Annotated in this window: 18 protein-coding genes; 9 read left to right on the top strand and 9 right to left on the bottom strand. The window is 34.7% G+C overall.

Annotated features, from left to right (window positions below; all coding sequences use genetic code 11):
• Positions 1 to 22 precede the first annotated feature (22 nt).
• On the bottom strand, positions 23 to 490 hold the full coding sequence (locus AC6CH4_RS11825) for a (2Fe-2S)-binding protein (RefSeq protein ID WP_498103212.1): 468 nt from the start codon (positions 488 to 490) through the stop codon (positions 23 to 25).
• 85 nt (positions 491 to 575) lie between these two features.
• Here AC6CH4_RS11825 and AC6CH4_RS11820 point away from each other — a divergent pair, with 85 nt between their 5' ends.
• Positions 576 to 746, top strand: coding sequence for a helix-turn-helix domain-containing protein (locus AC6CH4_RS11820; protein WP_498103210.1), 171 nt, complete (start codon positions 576 to 578; stop codon positions 744 to 746).
• Between the two features lie 177 nt (positions 747 to 923).
• Here the strand turns inward: AC6CH4_RS11820 and AC6CH4_RS11815 are convergent, their stop codons facing one another.
• Positions 924 to 2,093 carry a zinc-dependent alcohol dehydrogenase gene (locus AC6CH4_RS11815; protein WP_498103208.1) on the bottom strand — a complete coding sequence of 390 codons (1,170 nt, stop codon included), beginning with the start codon at positions 2,091 to 2,093 and terminating at the stop codon, positions 924 to 926.
• A gap of 223 nt (positions 2,094 to 2,316) precedes the next feature.
• Between AC6CH4_RS11815 and AC6CH4_RS11810 the strand changes: the two genes are divergently transcribed.
• The 4 genes from AC6CH4_RS11810 (at position 2,317) to AC6CH4_RS11795 (ending at position 6,218) form a co-directional block, all read left to right on the top strand.
• Positions 2,317 to 3,960: an FAD-dependent oxidoreductase gene (locus AC6CH4_RS11810; protein WP_498103206.1), complete on the top strand. Its 1,644-nt coding sequence runs from the start codon at positions 2,317 to 2,319 to the stop codon at positions 3,958 to 3,960.
• Entirely contained in the window at positions 3,911 to 4,489 is a 579-nt protein-coding gene (locus AC6CH4_RS11805; protein WP_498103204.1) for a flavodoxin family protein, read from the top strand. Before AC6CH4_RS11810 ends, AC6CH4_RS11805 begins: the two co-directional genes overlap by 50 nt.
• Before the next feature lie 282 nt (positions 4,490 to 4,771).
• The gene (locus AC6CH4_RS11800; RefSeq protein ID WP_498103202.1) at positions 4,772 to 5,218 is read left to right on the top strand and encodes a hypothetical protein; all 447 of its coding nucleotides are present in this window, start codon (positions 4,772 to 4,774) and stop codon (positions 5,216 to 5,218) included.
• Between the two features lie 319 nt (positions 5,219 to 5,537).
• The gene (locus AC6CH4_RS11795) at positions 5,538 to 6,218 is read left to right on the top strand and encodes an SRPBCC family protein (protein ID WP_498103200.1); all 681 of its coding nucleotides are present in this window, start codon (positions 5,538 to 5,540) and stop codon (positions 6,216 to 6,218) included.
• A gap of 85 nt (positions 6,219 to 6,303) precedes the next feature.
• On the opposite strand, the gene AC6CH4_RS11790 is transcribed toward AC6CH4_RS11795, so the two are convergent.
• Positions 6,304 to 6,600, bottom strand: coding sequence for a hypothetical protein (locus AC6CH4_RS11790; RefSeq protein WP_498103198.1), 297 nt, complete (start codon positions 6,598 to 6,600; stop codon positions 6,304 to 6,306).
• Between the two features lie 200 nt (positions 6,601 to 6,800).
• On the opposite strand from AC6CH4_RS11790, the gene AC6CH4_RS11785 reads away from it, so the two are divergent.
• Positions 6,801 to 7,241 carry an adenylyltransferase/cytidyltransferase family protein gene (locus AC6CH4_RS11785; protein ID WP_498103196.1) on the top strand — a complete coding sequence of 147 codons (441 nt, stop codon included), beginning with the start codon at positions 6,801 to 6,803 and terminating at the stop codon, positions 7,239 to 7,241.
• Positions 7,242 to 7,418: 177 nt separating this feature from the next.
• Here the strand turns inward: AC6CH4_RS11785 and AC6CH4_RS11780 are convergent, their stop codons facing one another.
• A complete protein-coding gene (locus AC6CH4_RS11780) occupies positions 7,419 to 8,024 on the bottom strand; it encodes a YciE/YciF ferroxidase family protein (protein WP_498103194.1) in 606 nt (201 codons plus the stop codon).
• A 224-nt stretch (positions 8,025 to 8,248) separates the two neighbouring features.
• On the opposite strand from AC6CH4_RS11780, the gene AC6CH4_RS11775 reads away from it, so the two are divergent.
• The gene (locus tag AC6CH4_RS11775; RefSeq protein WP_498103192.1) at positions 8,249 to 8,638 is read left to right on the top strand and encodes a YidH family protein; all 390 of its coding nucleotides are present in this window, start codon (positions 8,249 to 8,251) and stop codon (positions 8,636 to 8,638) included.
• Between the two features lie 137 nt (positions 8,639 to 8,775).
• Positions 8,776 to 9,210, top strand: a complete 435-nt coding sequence (locus AC6CH4_RS11770; RefSeq protein WP_498103190.1) for a hypothetical protein — start codon at positions 8,776 to 8,778, stop codon at positions 9,208 to 9,210.
• A gap of 99 nt (positions 9,211 to 9,309) precedes the next feature.
• Here the strand turns inward: AC6CH4_RS11770 and AC6CH4_RS11765 are convergent, their stop codons facing one another.
• On the bottom strand, positions 9,310 to 9,747 hold the full coding sequence (locus AC6CH4_RS11765; protein ID WP_498103188.1) for a hypothetical protein: 438 nt from the start codon (positions 9,745 to 9,747) through the stop codon (positions 9,310 to 9,312).
• 234 nt (positions 9,748 to 9,981) lie between these two features.
• On the opposite strand from AC6CH4_RS11765, the gene AC6CH4_RS11760 reads away from it, so the two are divergent.
• Positions 9,982 to 10,287 (top strand): hypothetical protein, encoded by a 306-nt coding sequence (locus tag AC6CH4_RS11760; protein ID WP_498103186.1) that lies wholly within the window; start codon positions 9,982 to 9,984, stop codon positions 10,285 to 10,287.
• Positions 10,288 to 10,374: 87 nt separating this feature from the next.
• On the opposite strand, the gene AC6CH4_RS11755 is transcribed toward AC6CH4_RS11760, so the two are convergent.
• From AC6CH4_RS11755 to AC6CH4_RS11740, 4 genes are all read right to left on the bottom strand, one after another.
• Positions 10,375 to 12,177 carry a glycoside hydrolase family 2 protein gene (locus AC6CH4_RS11755; RefSeq protein ID WP_498103184.1) on the bottom strand — a complete coding sequence of 601 codons (1,803 nt, stop codon included), beginning with the start codon at positions 12,175 to 12,177 and terminating at the stop codon, positions 10,375 to 10,377.
• A gap of 34 nt (positions 12,178 to 12,211) precedes the next feature.
• A complete protein-coding gene (locus AC6CH4_RS11750; RefSeq protein ID WP_498103182.1) occupies positions 12,212 to 13,624 on the bottom strand; it encodes a hypothetical protein in 1,413 nt (470 codons plus the stop codon).
• A 90-nt stretch (positions 13,625 to 13,714) separates the two neighbouring features.
• Positions 13,715 to 14,614, bottom strand: a complete 900-nt coding sequence (locus tag AC6CH4_RS11745; RefSeq protein ID WP_498103180.1) for a PKD domain-containing protein — start codon at positions 14,612 to 14,614, stop codon at positions 13,715 to 13,717.
• Between the two features lie 206 nt (positions 14,615 to 14,820).
• Positions 14,821 to 15,909 (bottom strand): endo-1,4-beta-xylanase, encoded by a 1,089-nt coding sequence (locus AC6CH4_RS11740; RefSeq protein ID WP_498103178.1) that lies wholly within the window; start codon positions 15,907 to 15,909, stop codon positions 14,821 to 14,823.
• Positions 15,910 to 15,916 lie beyond the last annotated feature (7 nt).

Raw genomic sequence — 15,916 nt, 5'->3', positions numbered from 1 at the left:
AGTTTTGTTTTCTGTTTATAAATCATGTTCTGCTTTTTCCCTGCATTTGTGAAGCAAGATGTATCGCTTTGCGAATTCGTGGATACGTACCACATCTGCAAATATTCCCAGCCATTGCGTCATCTATATCCTGATCTGTCGGATTTGGATTTTCCCGAAGCAATACTGCGGCCGACATGATTTGGCCGGAATGACAATAACCGCATTGGGGAACGTCAATTTCCTGCCATGCTTTTTGCGCCGGATGATCATTATTTTGAGAGAGTCCTTCTATGGTAACTATATTTTTACCTTCTGCACGACTCATTTTTGTAACGCACGAACGGACAGCTTCACCATCAAGATGCACAACGCAGGCACCGCATTGAGCCACTCCACAACCAAATTTGGTTCCGGTAAGTCCTAATGTGTCACGTAATGCCCATAGTAGCGGCATTTCCGGGCTTACGTCAAGTTTTTCATTTTTGCCATTTACGGTTAATTGTATCATAATAAGTCTGATTTTAGGATTGACAATTATTTTGGGAGTATGGTTGTTTATTCTATTTTCTAAATTACAAAAAAATCACAAACAATTGGTTTTTAATTATTTAAATTCAAATATCAAATATTTCTTAAATCACGGAAAAGAAACCGGAAAATCTGCTCAGGAATACATTCAAAACAAGATAATCGATACGGCCAAAAACAAAATATTTGATTCTGCGAAAACTATTAACGAAGTCGCTTATAAATTAGGATTTTAAATATCCGCAGCACTTTACCCATTTTTTTAAACAGCATGTTGGCAATACCCCTAATGAGTACAGGAATTTGAATTAATAATCTATAAAAAAATCATTTTGCATCTCAAATTACAATAATACAATAAGATGAAATCCTAAAGGAGATAATTCCCTAATTTAGAATTTCATCTTAAACAACTATTGCCAGGGATCGAGTACAACCTTAACACAGCCGTCTTCTTTCTTATTAAAAATATCGTAAGCATGTGAAATTTTCGACAGCGGTAATCGATGGGTAATAATATCATTCAGTTTGACTTTTCCCTGAACGACAAACTCTAACAATTTGTCTATATGTTTGTGCGCGGGTGCTTGTCCTCCTTTTAAAACTATTCCTTTATCGAAGAATTGTCCTATTGGAAAATTATCATAATTTACAGGATAAACTCCCAAGACGGAAACGATCCCACTTCTTCTCACGGCACTCATACAAGCTTCTAAAACTTTGGTTGAGCCTTTTTCAAAATTTATAGTTGCTTTTATACGTTCTGCAAAATTTCTGTCGGGTTCAAAACCTACGGCGTCGATACATACATCTGCTCCACGTCCGTAAGTTAAGGCACGTATTTGTTCTACTACCTCTTTTGCGCCGTCATTCCAGAGTATCGTTGTACAATCTGCTGCGACTTTTGCCTTATCCAATCGGTATTGTACAGTATCTACAATAATTACTTGTGCAGCACCACAAAGCCAGGCACTTTTAGCAGCCATAATTCCAACCGGACCCGCTCCAAATATCGCAATGGTTTCACCACCTTTAACTTCTCCCCAATCTACGCCGGTATAGCCAGTCGGAAAAATATCAGTCAAAAAAAGAACTTCTTCATCCGTTAAATTATCAGGAACAACTCTCGGCCCGAAGTTCGCATACGGAACTCTCACATATTGTGCCTGCCCCCCGTCATAGCCACCATAAAGGTCGGTGTATCCGAATAAAGCGCCTCCTTTTTCTGTCAGTATACCTCCTTCTGGTCCGTAATGTTCCGGGTTACTATGTTCGCAGTTTCCCACCAAATTATGATCACAGAAAAAACAATTTCCACAAGCAATAGGAAACGGAACTACAACGCGATCGCCTCTTTTAAGATGGGTAACTGTTGAGCCTGTTTCTTCAACTATACCCATAAATTCATGTCCGAGTACCATTGGTCTTGGTTGCGGAAATCCACCCGAATAAATATGAAGATCAGAACCGCATATAGCAGTCGATGTCACTTTTAAAATAATATCGTCTTTTTCTTTAAGTTTCGGGTCATCGACTGTATCATATTGTACAGAACCCGGCCCATGTATTACAGCTGCTTTCATATATCTGTTTTTTTGAATTAATAAAAAATCTAATTAACTACTATTAAGCCTTTTACACTTATATTATTCGTCAAAATTCTTACATAAAAAACACCATGGTAATCCTATAAAATTTAGCATTAAACTTATAAGATTTCCGTCTAAACCATTACTAGCTTTGATAGCATTTACTTTAAATATCAGTCTCTTACATAATTAGACAAATCTCAAAAACAAAACAATCATGGAAAATAAATCGGATCATAGTTTAAAAAGCTCCAGTATAACTTCAGGCGACAATGTTTCGTTTTGGATTGATTCTACACAAATAATCTCCTGTAATATCCCTGACCAGGATATAGAAACTGAAGTATTAATTATCGGAGGCGGAATAGCTGGTTTAACTACCGCTTATAAATTGCTAAAGGCCGGAAAAAAAATAGTTCTGGTAGAAGACGGTTTTATTGGCAGCGGCGAAACTGGGCGAACTACAGCACATTTAACGTGCGCTTTGGACGACCGTTATTATTTTCTGGAAAAAATCTTCGGAGAAAACGCTGCTAAACTTGCAGCTGAAAGTCATACTGAAGCCATAGATGAAATTGAACAAATTGTTACCGAATTAAATATCGATTGCTCTTTTAAAAGAGTAAATGGTTATTTGTTTCTTCATCCAACGGATAAGGAAGAAAATTTAGACAAGGAATTTCATGTCACACAAAAAGCGGGATTAAAAACCTCGATTTTAAAAGGAATTCCGGCATTGGCGAATGCCGAAAACCAAAGATGCCTTGCGTTTGCTAATCAGGCACAGTTTCATATTTTACATTATTTAAAAGGGCTTGCTGAAGCTATAACTTCTTTGGGGGGAATAATTTATACAGAAGCACATGCAGAAGATATTACTAAAAATGGCGCAAAGGTGAACGGATATAATTTTTCTGCACAACATATTGTGGTAGCAACAAACAGTCCCGTTAATGATGTTTTGACCATGCACACCAAACAACATGCGTATAGAACTTATGTTATAGCCGGAAAAATTCCGAAAGGAGAACTTCCATACGCACTTTGGTGGGATACTGGGGATCTGAAATCAAAATGGGTTTCCCAGCCGTATCATTATGTACGTCTGGAAAGTTATGATGAAAACTACGATTTATTAATTTCCGGAGGAGAAGACCACAAAACAGGTCAGGCAGATGAAGAAGGAATTTCACCAGGGGAACGTTATGACAGACTGGAAGCCTGGACCCGAAACTATTTTCCTATGCTGGAAGATGATTTGACTTACAGATGGTCGGGCCAAGTCATGGAACCGGTAGATTCTTTGGGCTTTATGGGCAAAAACCCCGGCGATGACAACATTTATATTATTACCGGTGATTCCGGAAACGGTATGACACATACCACAATTGGCGCTATGATCATTTGTGATAGTATAATGGGTATTAAAAATAAATATGAAGATTTATACAATCCATCACGTATTACTCTTAAAATTGCGGTTGATTTTGCAAAAGAACTAAGTAATATGGCTTCACAATATGTAGATTGGATTACGTCATCTGACTTAAAAAATACAGCAGATTTACCGGCCGGAGAAGGTGGTGTTATTTCATCCGGATTAAAACGAATTGCCGTTTATCGGGATTTTGATAATTCCTTAAAAGCGTTTTCTGCTGTGTGTCCTCATTTGGGTTGCATTGTAAATTGGAATTCTGATGAAAAATCTTTTGACTGTCCTTGTCATGGTTCCCGATTTTCTACAGACGGATCAGTAATAAATGGTCCGGCGCAAACAGATTTACATAAAATTCATATCAAATCAAAAACAAATGAAAGCAATTATACTTCTGGCCACACTCAAAAAGAAAGGCCGCTCTAATACTGAAACACTTGTTGATTTTTTTGTTGACTATTTGAAGGAACAAGACATTGATTATGAAATCATTAAACTCACGGATCATCACATCGTTCCTGGATGTTACACGCATATGGATGTTAAAGATGACTGGCCAGCAATTTACCAGAAAATCTTAGACGCTAAAATTTTACTTTTTGCAACACCAATTTGGTGGAACAACCATTCGTCTGAATTACAACGCTGTATTGAAAGACTCGACGAAGTTTATGACATTATTCTTGCTGGAGAAGATTCCCCACTCGATCGAAAAATTGGTGGTGTAATCGTAACAGGAGATTCAGACGGCGTTGAACACATTACAGGAAATATTGCAAATTTCTTTTGCAGTATTGGCGTAACTGTTCCACCGTACACATCGTTGGGTGTAATTTGGGATGGTCATGCAAAAGATGCAAAAAAAACCAAGCCACAATTACTGCAGTATTACAAACGAATGTATGGTAAAGACGCTCAGGCAATGGCAGAATCCTTAAAAAAGGCATCAAAATAATAATGAAGTTTGTTTTTTTCAGGAGCTAATCCCGCTATCCGTTGCAAACGAAGTTCACTGAACTCCAATTAAAATAAAAATTAAGTGAAGTAATCTTTTGCTTCTTAAAGAAAAAAGCAAAAGGATTTCCACTTCGGGCTAGGGCACTCATTTTCAAAACACATTTTATTGAACTCAAAAAATTAAAGTTTTCACGCAGATTTAAAAAGATTTAAGCAGATTTATGTTAAACGATGAAACTTGAAAGTATATTTTTTTAGTAACCACCAAAACATTCTAATTATGACTTTTCATATACTATCTCAAATACTAATTACTACAATAGCGGCAACATCTGCAATGACCTTATTTAGTTATGTCGTCTCAGCAAGTGCCAGAGAATTATACAAAGAGCCCGTATTGCTTACGTACATACTTTCTTCATTAAAACTTGAAGTCTCTCCGCAAATAAAAATGTTGTTAGCATGGCTTTTGCATTATTTAATTGGGCTTTTCTTTGTCATGGTTTATCATTATTTATGGGTGTATGACGTAGTCGAAATGTCCTGGCCAGCAGCATTTGTTTTAGGAGCAGCCAGTGGTATCATAGGAATTTTGGGTTGGGTTTTTATGTTTAAAATTGTACCTCAAAAACCTAATATCGATATTAAAGGCTATTATGTACAATTGTTTTTTGCACACGTAATTTTTGGAATCGTTGCCTTTTTTGTTTACCAACTTTTTATCTAAATAATTGTTTTTTTCTTGCCACAGATTAAGGGATTAAAATGATTAATTCTCTGTCAAATGGGTGGCCGACGGATTTTATGGATTAGCGGACGCTGATTTATTTCTACTCCCAATAGCCATCGGAGTAAAGGATTTTAATCCGTGTGAATCTGTAAAATCTGTGGCAAAAATATATTTTCGAAATTCGCTCATTTATGGGCATTAAAGCTTAATTCTGTAAGGATCAACATTAATAGTGTAATGCAAAAAATACATAAAGCGCTTATTTTTAACACAATAAAATTCACACTAAAATTTAATATTAATAAAATATAGAATCATGGAAACAGCAGCAACATCTTCAAAACAAGTTTCTAGTTCAGGGACTTCGAAACTTAAAACAAACGTTTCAGCATTGGAAAGAATTTTAATGGTTACCAGTGGTGGCTATCTTTTATATAAAGGATTATCGAAAGAGGATAAAAGTATCGCTCAAATTGGTTCAGGGAGCGCCATGCTTTTACGTGGACTTTCAGGATATTGTCCTGTTTATGATGCCGTAGATCATTTAAAAAATGATAAGGCTTCAAATGTAAACATCAGAGTTAATAGCATAATCGACAAACCTATAAGTGAGGTTTATAATTTTTGGCGTGATTTCGAAAATCTTCCAAAATTTATGAATCACCTTGAATCTGTAAAACCTTTAAGTTATACAACATCAAAATGGACAGCTAAAGGGCCTGCCGGTATAGGGAAATTAACATGGAAAGCTGAAATCGTAAAAGACGAGAAAGAAAGAATCATCAGTTGGAATTCACTTCCGGATTCCTCTATTAAAAATGCCGGTAAAGTGGTTTTCAGACCAAGCGGAAATGGCACCGAAATTATTGTAACTATCTCGTATCATACTCCATTGGGAGTTGCTGGCGAAAGCGCTGCAAAATTGCTTAATCCGTATTTTGAAAAAGTGGTAAAAGATGATATTATGAATTTCAAAACGTATTTAGAATCGGTTTAGGATTTAGTATGTTTATTCTAATCGATTTTAAGAAGAGCCTGTAATTCAAATATTACAGGCTCTTTTATTTCTCCTCAACTTTTAATTATCGTTTTGGAGTAGTAGTTGTGGTAGAATCGTTCAAATTCGTATTCCCTTTTTGTGTGGTGCCTGCTGCTCCTGATCCTGTCGAACCTTCACCAGTTGCACCAGTAGTTCCGTTAGTTCCTGAATTAACAGTTGTGGTGTCTATAGTTGTATTTACACTGTCAATTGTTGTTTGTGTGGTATCAACATCATTAGTATAATCATTAGCAGGAACAGTTTCATTTTTTTTACACGAAAATGCAAGTCCGGTCAAAAGAACCAACAATGCCAATTTGGATTTGAATAGTGTTTTCATAATAAATGATTTTAAAGTTCATAATTTTTAAAAGTAAAATAATCATCAATCATCACTTTATATATTTCTTACAAAAAATTACAGACTAAACACCTTAAAATTATATAAGAACTGAATTTTTATTTGTAAGAAATAATCTATTCGACTGAATATATTTGTGCATTATCTGAAGTATGACAAACTATTAAATAAATAAGCAAATGAAATTAACTAAAACGATAACCGGAATTACATTTAGTGCCTTTGACTTACTGCATGCAGGACATGTGAGAATGCTTGAAGAAGCCAAACAGCACTGCGATTATTTAATTGTAGGATTACAAACGGATCCAACTATTGACAGACCTGAAAAAAACAAACCTACACAATCTGTGGTAGAGCGTTATATACAGCTTAAGGGATGCAAATTTGTCGACGAAATTATCCCGTATACAACAGAACAGGATCTCCAGGACATACTTCAGGCCTTTCCTATTGATGTACGAATTATTGGGGAAGAATATAAAGACAAAAGTTTTACAGGTCGCGAGTATTGTGAAAAAATGGATATTAAACTCGTTTATAACAAACGTAATCATCGTTTTTCGAGCAGCGGACTCAGAAAAGAAGTGTACGAACGTGAATGTCTAAAATTGGTATAATATGATTCATCCATATATAGAAGTAAAGAAAAAAGGATATGGCATCCTGAACAGATGAAATCGATACTTGAATGTCAACGTAAAATTCAATTAAACGGTTCTAACTTTAGAGTGATAAAAAACCTGTAATCTTTTTAGAAAAATTACAGGTTTTTTAATTTAAATGCAGTACTAAATTTATTCTTCATCTTCTTCATCAGAAGCTTCAAAATTAATGTTGTTATAAGCTACTTCGGTTAAAAGTATATCTGCTTCTTTTTCTTCGTCCAAAGTTTGCTGTAATAAGTCCAGCGCTTCATCTTCACCTAAAGTATGGGCAAAAGCAGCAAGAGTACCATAAGTAGCAATTTCGTAATGTTCGATTTTTTGGGATGCAGCAATAATTCCGGCATCACGCACTGGTCCTTGTTCAGTTTCTTCCATAATGCTTTCGCCTTCTTTAATTAGACCTTCCATGGCTTCGCATTTTTTTGCAGATGCTTTTTCTCCTATCAAATCAAAAACTTGCTCTAATCTCGTTACTTGTTCCTCTGTTACGGTAAGATGATCATTAATTGTAGCAATAAGATTTTCTGAAGTCGCATTTTTAGCCATTTTTGGAAGTGCTTTTGTCAAAGCTTTTTCTGCCCAATAAATGTCTTTCAGCGAGTCTACAAATAATTCTCTCAACCCTTCTGCGGCTGACGATTTTGCTTTTACAGCTCCATTTGCTTTTGATCTTGATGTTCTGGCACTTTTAGTTTTTGTGTCAGTTGAACTGGTTTTAGTGTTTGTCGTTTTCATAATATTTTTTTTAATTAATTTATACTTATCAAAAGTATATATAGCACACTATCAGATTTTTACAAGATTGTAATTCGGTTTTATAAAATTAGCACACGCCTTTTCCAGTTAAGTATTTTTGATATAGATATTGTATAAATGTGAAATACAATTCTATAAAAAAAATAAAATATGCCGTTATAACTTTGATATCAAACCTTTTGATAATCACTAACAACAGCAAAATGGAGAACAATAAAAAAATGATCAATGAGCAGATGTCAAATGAAAGAACATTTTTGTCATGGGTTCGAACTGGTATCGGAATCATGGTATTTGGATTCGTAATTGTCAAATTTTCATTGTTTGTCAATCAATTGCCTGCCAGTTTTTTTCATGAAGCCAATATTCCGAAAAATGGTTTTACTATAATTATTGGTATCGCTCTGGTTTTTACAGGCGCGTTAACTATTTTATTATCCTATTGGAAATACAGACAAACGCATAAATTGCTCCAAAAAGGCGAATATTTGTATTCTACTTTATTATTGACCGTTCTCACTGTTGTTATTTTTCTGATGAGCATCATCATAATTGCTTATTTAATTATGGCTGCCTATCCTTTTTCTTCTTAAAAATTAAAAGCAAACTATAAAGGTTTTTTATTCATAAAAACCTTTAAATTATGTAATTAACACCGTTGTGTTTTGTAATATTTTGATTCTGAGTACCTGTACTTTAGTACTGTTATAAATCTTAAAAAAAAGGAATTATGAATATAGACGAAAGAGAAAAATTCGGACGAGATGAACCGAATTTTCAAGATGAATATTTAGATGATGATAGAAACGCTGCCTTAGATGATGGGGTAATTGATGATGAAGATCAGAATCTAAATCGACAATTTAACGATATTGATAATAATCGTAATGACGATGACGACCTGGATGATATTGACGAAGAATCTCGTAACGATGAAGAGGACTATGATGATGTTGATGATGACGATTTAGAAGAAGATGGTGATCTGGACGATGATGATTTAGAAGATGACTTCGAAGAAGAGGAAGGTTTTGATGATGATGATGATTTGGAAGAAACGGATCGACCAGGTGATCTTTATAAAGATGTTGATTTATCCCTGCAGGATAAAGTAAATCAGGATCGTGAAGAAGTTGATCCGGTAAATCATCCAGAAAATTATTAAACAAAAGCCGATAAAATGCTCTGAACAAGCATTTATCGGCTTTTATTTACCGTTTAACTTTTTACTTTTCACTTCTAACTCCTAACTTTTCACTATTAGTTAATCGGCTTTGTATTTATTATTCCATAATAGCATTAATAACAAAGTCACAATTACACAAGATGCAGATCCTTCAAAAAGAAGACAAAGTACATAGGTTGGTACTGAGGGATCTCCACCAAACATAAAAGCTTCAGACAGTGATTTGACATATGCATCGCCACCTCTGGCATAACTATAAATAAGTAATGCGATGATACTAAGTACAACCCCGGTAAAGGAAGTTACCATAGCCGATATTGCATTTGGGAGAAAACTGTTTTTGCCTTCAACAAGATTCATTTTTAAAGTTCTGTTTACACCATAAAAAATGAAAAGCACATTTAGTAATCGTAAATAAAATAAATGAGAAAGATTTAAAACTTCCATCAACAGGAAAAAAAGTGCAATTCCCAAAAATATATAAAACCCGTTAATTATTTCTTTAGGTATCTTCATAATAAATTAGTTTAAGTAAGGAATATTTATCCAGTAATTTGCTCCAAATTAATAAGAAACTATGATAAAAATGTTCTATCATTCATATTAAAAATTATAAAATATCCATAAACTACAATTTCAGAAACACAAACATAAACAGCTGATAATAATGCAATTATAACATAAAAATCTATAACCCTTTTTTTTATTTAGTTGGTAGATTTGTAATTATTAACTATAAAAACAATTATTATGAATACTTCAAACCACAGAAACAGCAGATCAGATAATGAAGCAATTACTTCTGAAACAATGGAAAATAAAGATCCGGCAATTAATCAGCATCAAAATAACTATCAAAATAGAGAGTCGTACAACAACGACGATTCTGACGGACAAAATTTAGACGATAATGATGATATTAATCTTCAAAAAAACAGCAATCGTACAATAGATGCTGAAAGAGATTTAAGCGACAAAAATGATCCGGACAGAAGAACTTTAGACGAATACAGCGCAAATAAAGCGGAGCCGGAAGACGAAGAGGATGAGGAATAATTGAATTGGTAATTTTAAACTCACATAAAAAGCAAAAAGCCGTCTAAGACGGCTTTTTGTATTAATAGTACTTTCAAAGAAAAAAGTTTATTTATATTCTTCCTCTTTTTGTGTATACCAATCCTTCATTACATAAAATGCTTTCTTTTTAATTCCTCCACTTGAAATTAATCCTTTGCGGTTAAAGAAATCCTGAATATTTGGAAGTTGGCGTCGTGGTGATCTAAAATCAACCAAAATCCATGGAGATACTCCTGCTAAACCCTCAATGTGATTGAACATTTGAGTGTTTTGCTTGTATAATTCTTCCTGATATTCTTCTGTCCATCGTTCTGTTTTATCTCCATGTCTGCCTTGCAAAGCCTCTCCTCCAAATTCGCTGATTATAACCGGTTTGTTATACGGAATTACCCATTTCATGTCTTTACAAGATTCATTTGTTCCTCTGTACCATCCCAAATATTGATTAAAACTAACGATATCGACATATTCATTCATGTTATCGTGAAGCGTATTCGTATTGTTTGGACTTTTGGTAACTTCCATAGCCATACTAATCAAACGGGAATTATCTTGTGTGCGGGCATATTTGGCTAATTTACTCAGGAAAATATCTCTGTCATCGCCATGTGGCGTTTCGTTTGCTATGGACCAGATTACGATTCCGCAACGGTTTTTATCTCTGTAAACCATGTCATGCAATTGGCGTTCAGCATTCGCGTAAGTATCCGGATTTGTCCATGAGATTGTCCAGTAAACCGGAACTTCAGACCAAATCATTAAGCCCATTTTCTCGGCTTGTCTTACCATATTTTCGTTATGCGGATAATGTGCCAAGCGTACATAATTGCAACCTAATTCTTTAGCCCAGGTCAATAAAGTAACAGCATCTTCTTCTGACCAGGCTCTTCCTGATCTGAACGGTGCTTCTTCATGAATACTTATTCCTCTTAAAAAGACTTTTTTTCCATTTAACAAAATTTCTTTCCCTTTGGTTTCTATTGTTCTAAAACCAATTTTATCGGCAATATTTTCATCGGCTTTCGTTATCGAAACATCATATAATTTTGGTTTTTCAGGTGTCCATAAAACGGGCTTGGTTTTAATTTCAAAATAAGCCATTCCTTTAGCATCAGTACTAATGTTTTGCTTGATTTTTAATTCCGGAATATTGATGGAAACTAATTGATTTGCTGTTTCGTTATTCAGTTTAATCCATCCTGAAATTTTCGTTTTATCCTTTTTATCCAACTGAACCAAATAATCTTCTATATAAGTATTCGAAACCTTAGCCAATACAACATCTCTGGTAATTCCGCCATAATTCCACCAATCCATATTCACCGTTGGAACATTGTCTTTATGTCGTTTGTTGTCTACTTTAACGACCACAAAATTATTGCCATCCACTAAAAGATTGGTTACATCAAAATTAAAAGGGGTGTATCCGCCAACGTGACTTCCTGCAAATTTGCCGTTAACGTACACTTTTGCATCATAATTAACAGCGCCAAAATAAAGGATTCCTTTTGTTTCTGAAGATTTTTTATAAGTGAAGTCTTTTTCAAACCAAACCGTTCCTTCATAAAAAAATAGTTTTTCATCTTTACTATTCCAGTCAGACGGAATATCCATCGTTGCTGAAGTCGCGAAATTATATTCTACCAAATCAGAGGTTGAAAATGCTTTATTTTGGAAAAAACCATTGTCTTTAAAAGGCATAAGACGATAATCATAATATCCGTTTTCTAACGGATCTACTATATAACTCCATTTTCCATTTAAATTAATATTGTTTCTGGATGCAATATTCGAGACTAACGGAACTTCTTGTGCTATTGTTTTTCCTATAAATAAAAAAGTAAAACATAGCATTATTATTTTTTTCATATTCTAAATCATTTTATTAATTATAATTCTGGTCTTATTTTTTATCAAAATATTGTGTCAATTGATAGGCGTTATCATTGATTATTTTCATTTCTTTCAATAAAGGCAAATAAGGCTCAAACTTGCTGTTCACAATTCCCTTATTAGAATCCCTGTTCGAATAATCCGTACTCAAATCTTCAGGATCATTGTCCATGTATTTAAACCAATGCCAACCCACGGAGTTTTTATTTTTCAATAATTCCAAAGTGAAATTTTGATAAAAAAGCCCTCTTTCCTTTTGTGTGCGAACCAGCCATCCTGCTCCTGTATTATTTGGCAATCCCGAATCTTCTGCTTTGGTGTACCATTCTGTAATTAAAAATGGTTTCCCAGACCATTCTCCCCACTTGTTCATCAAATCCTGACTCGGCTCCCATTTTCTGTAATGGTTAATCGAAACAATGTCCATGTATTTTCCGGCCACTTTAAAAATTTCCGGATTCGTTAGTTCCTGTTCTTTATCCTGATTGAAACGACAGCCTAAATACAGATGATTCGGATCTGCTTTACGAAGTGCTGTAGTGACTTTCTTCATGTACGTTTCAAAATAAAACGAGGTAAAAGCCATACGATCTTCCTGAGTTACATCTGCAATGGAAGCATTAAAACCTTTTCTTTTATCCAGCCATTCTTTTGCTGCAATATATCCCTGTTCATCTTTGGCTAACAAAGTTAAATGTTTATCTAAAGCATCATTATACCAGGGCAGTTCATTATCAGTAAAATAACCCATCAAATACTTATCATTTTTATATTGGGAAATGGGTTCTATCGCTTTTTCTACATAAGCATCAAATTCTTTGTCGAAAACCATTACCAAATCAAAACGGTAATTTTGCCAGCTGGCTTCTTTATATTTTCCGCCATATTTTTTAATATGAGCAGCATGATAATTTCCCATTGGAGAAACAATTACGGTATACACCAACGGGTTTTCGGCTTTTCTCACTAAATCAATATTCGACCACGCTCCTACTCCGTTAAATCCGTTATTACGTAGTAATTGCGATTCCTGTTTGACCCAATTTTCGGGAGTTCCGTATTTTTTATCAAACGCTTTTTGCTGGTTTACAGAACGGCCAGCATTAAAAACAGCAATTCCTTTATAAATAAACGGATAACCTTCGGGATCAATAATCCACCATCGATTGTCTATTTTTTGTGTTCTGAAAAAACCAATTGCTTCTTTTTGCCACACTTTCCAACCGCCGTACATAGAAATCGCCTCTTGTTTTTTAATTTTAAAGGCAGGAAGTTTATCTACGGTTTTTGCTTCGTAGGCGACCCATTTTGGATCTAATGCGTTTTGTCTGGCTTCGACTTTTTGATACTGAATATTATTCTGCGCAGCTATAGGAATTTGGCTTATAAGAAAACAGAACAATACATAAATGGAATGTTTCATTAAATGGGTACTTAATATTTTAGTATTACAATTCTTGAAAAATATTGGGACAGAAAAAACTGTCCCAATAAATAATTTTGGGGCAAAATATTATTTAGATAAATAAACGTGGTCAATACCAAAAGTATAATTATTTAAAGCTCTTACATCTTCCGGATCAACACTTCGTAACACCAGTATATCTTTAATTTTGGTTAAATCTAAAGATGGATTTTGCTTTTTATATTCTGCGATCGGAATCTTAACCATATTCCAGTTACCGTCTCTTTTTAATCCGTACAAATTGCTTGTCGCGTCAAATTCGACGTAACCTGTATTGCTGGCATCTTTCATTCTGAATCTGATTTTTCCGGTACTTGTTGTTCTTACCGCCAGATTTAAATAAGTGTAAGATGAAATATCAGTAACGGCAACAAATTGCAAAATTGCCATCGCCCATTTTGCTTCTGTAGCAGGTGCCGTTGCCGGAAGTGTGAAGCTTTTAAAAGCACCTTCGTAACCGCCGTCAAGATTGTCTGCAATAACAAATTGATTGCTTGAAACCCAGTTTAAAGTGGCAGCTGTTTTTGTGAAATCAGGATTGTCAGAATAAATTTTCAGTCCGTCAACCGGCACAACAACCGGGGGAATTGCAGGCGCCTCAACGGCAACATTAAATGTTTTTTTTGCTATTTGATTATCCACGTAAGTGATTTCAAGAGTGGTAACATAACTCCCGCCTTTAGCATATTTAACGACAACATTTGGTTCTATCGAAGAACCCGGCGATCCTCCTTGAAACGTCCATTTTATGGCACGTACTTTTGTTGATGAATCGGTATACGTTACGGTTTCACCCGCTTTAATAGCCGTATTAGTAGAAGTTGCTTCTAGTTTTCCAGGATTGTATAAATAAACCTCGCGTACATCGCTGTCGCAGGAAAGGAAACTCAAAGCAAGTGCTAAAACAAAATAATTTAATTTAGCTATAGGATTTAGTTTTGTTGTCATAATTTCATGTTTTTTTAGTTTTGGAGAATATAGAGTATAGAAAATAGACTTTAGATTTTAGAAACAAGAGGCAAGAGAAAAGATTTTACTTTATATATCCATCTTGATTCTTGTTTCTTTCATCTTGCTTCCATCTTAATTCTCTTATCTATGCTCTATACTCTATATTCTATATTCTATATTCTATGTTCTATGTTCTATATTTTCTATTTCAACCCCGATAAAAACCCCTGATAAGCCGGTTTCTTATTGTACTCGCTGTCTAGTAATAAAGGATATTCCTTTGGATTCCAAAAAGCGGTAAGCCAGGTGTACTTATCCGTTACGCCCCAGGTTGTAATTGCGAATTTTTGATTTTGAGGCAATTCTTCATACATCGCCGTTATATACTGATACGTTTCGGACTGTTTTTGTGCTTCAGCATCTGAAAAAACATAGGAATCTGATTTAGCAGTATTTACTTTGATATCTAATTCTGAAATATGAATTAATAATCCCGTGCTTGCAAGATCTGTAAAACCTGTTTTCATAGTTTGTTTATTGGTGTCGTTTCCATAATGAAACTGATCTCCCAAACCATCAATCGGATAACCTTTGGCCTTAAATCTGGTTACCATTTTTTTAATCGCAGCTCTTTTTCCGGCATCTATAACCACGCTATAATCGTTATAAAACAATTTGGCATCAGGATCTGCAGTTCTGGCATATTGAAAACATCTGCCATAAAAACCTATTGGATCTTTAAAAACCGTTTTTATAACGCTTTCTTCTCTTAAAGCACCGCCATCTGCAAATACTTCATTGACTACATCCCAGCTTTTTACTTTTCCTTTATAACGTCCCACCACATCCGTAATATATACTTTTACTTTAGCCTCGAATGCAATCGAATCGTACTTTGCTGTTTTAAACCATTCCGGAAAAGAGTCATACCAAATCAAGGTATGTCCGTGGACTTCTAAATTGTTTTCTTTGGCAAAATTTACCAGATAGTCTGCTGCTGTCCAGTTGTACACCGTTGAAGAAGTCCAAATATTTGCCATTTTCATTTCGTACTCTGCTGTAATTTGACTGTAATGTTTTACTACAGCATTTTTAAAATTGACTTCGCTTTGAAGATCTTTCATTTTAACGGCCGCACCAATTTTGAATTTTGCTTTTTCTTTTAAAGTCTGAGTTGGAACCGGATTAACCGGATTATCATCAACATTAATGAAAACTACTTTCTCGTCGTTGCTGCAGGATGCCAATATCAAAGTGAACAATACACCCCAAATAATTTGTTTATTTATCATCGTATTA

This window comes from Flavobacterium sp. GQ95 (assembly GCF_059758655.1).
The sequence above is the reverse complement of the archived record's forward strand: the minus strand, read 5'-3'. Positions and strand labels throughout refer to the sequence as shown.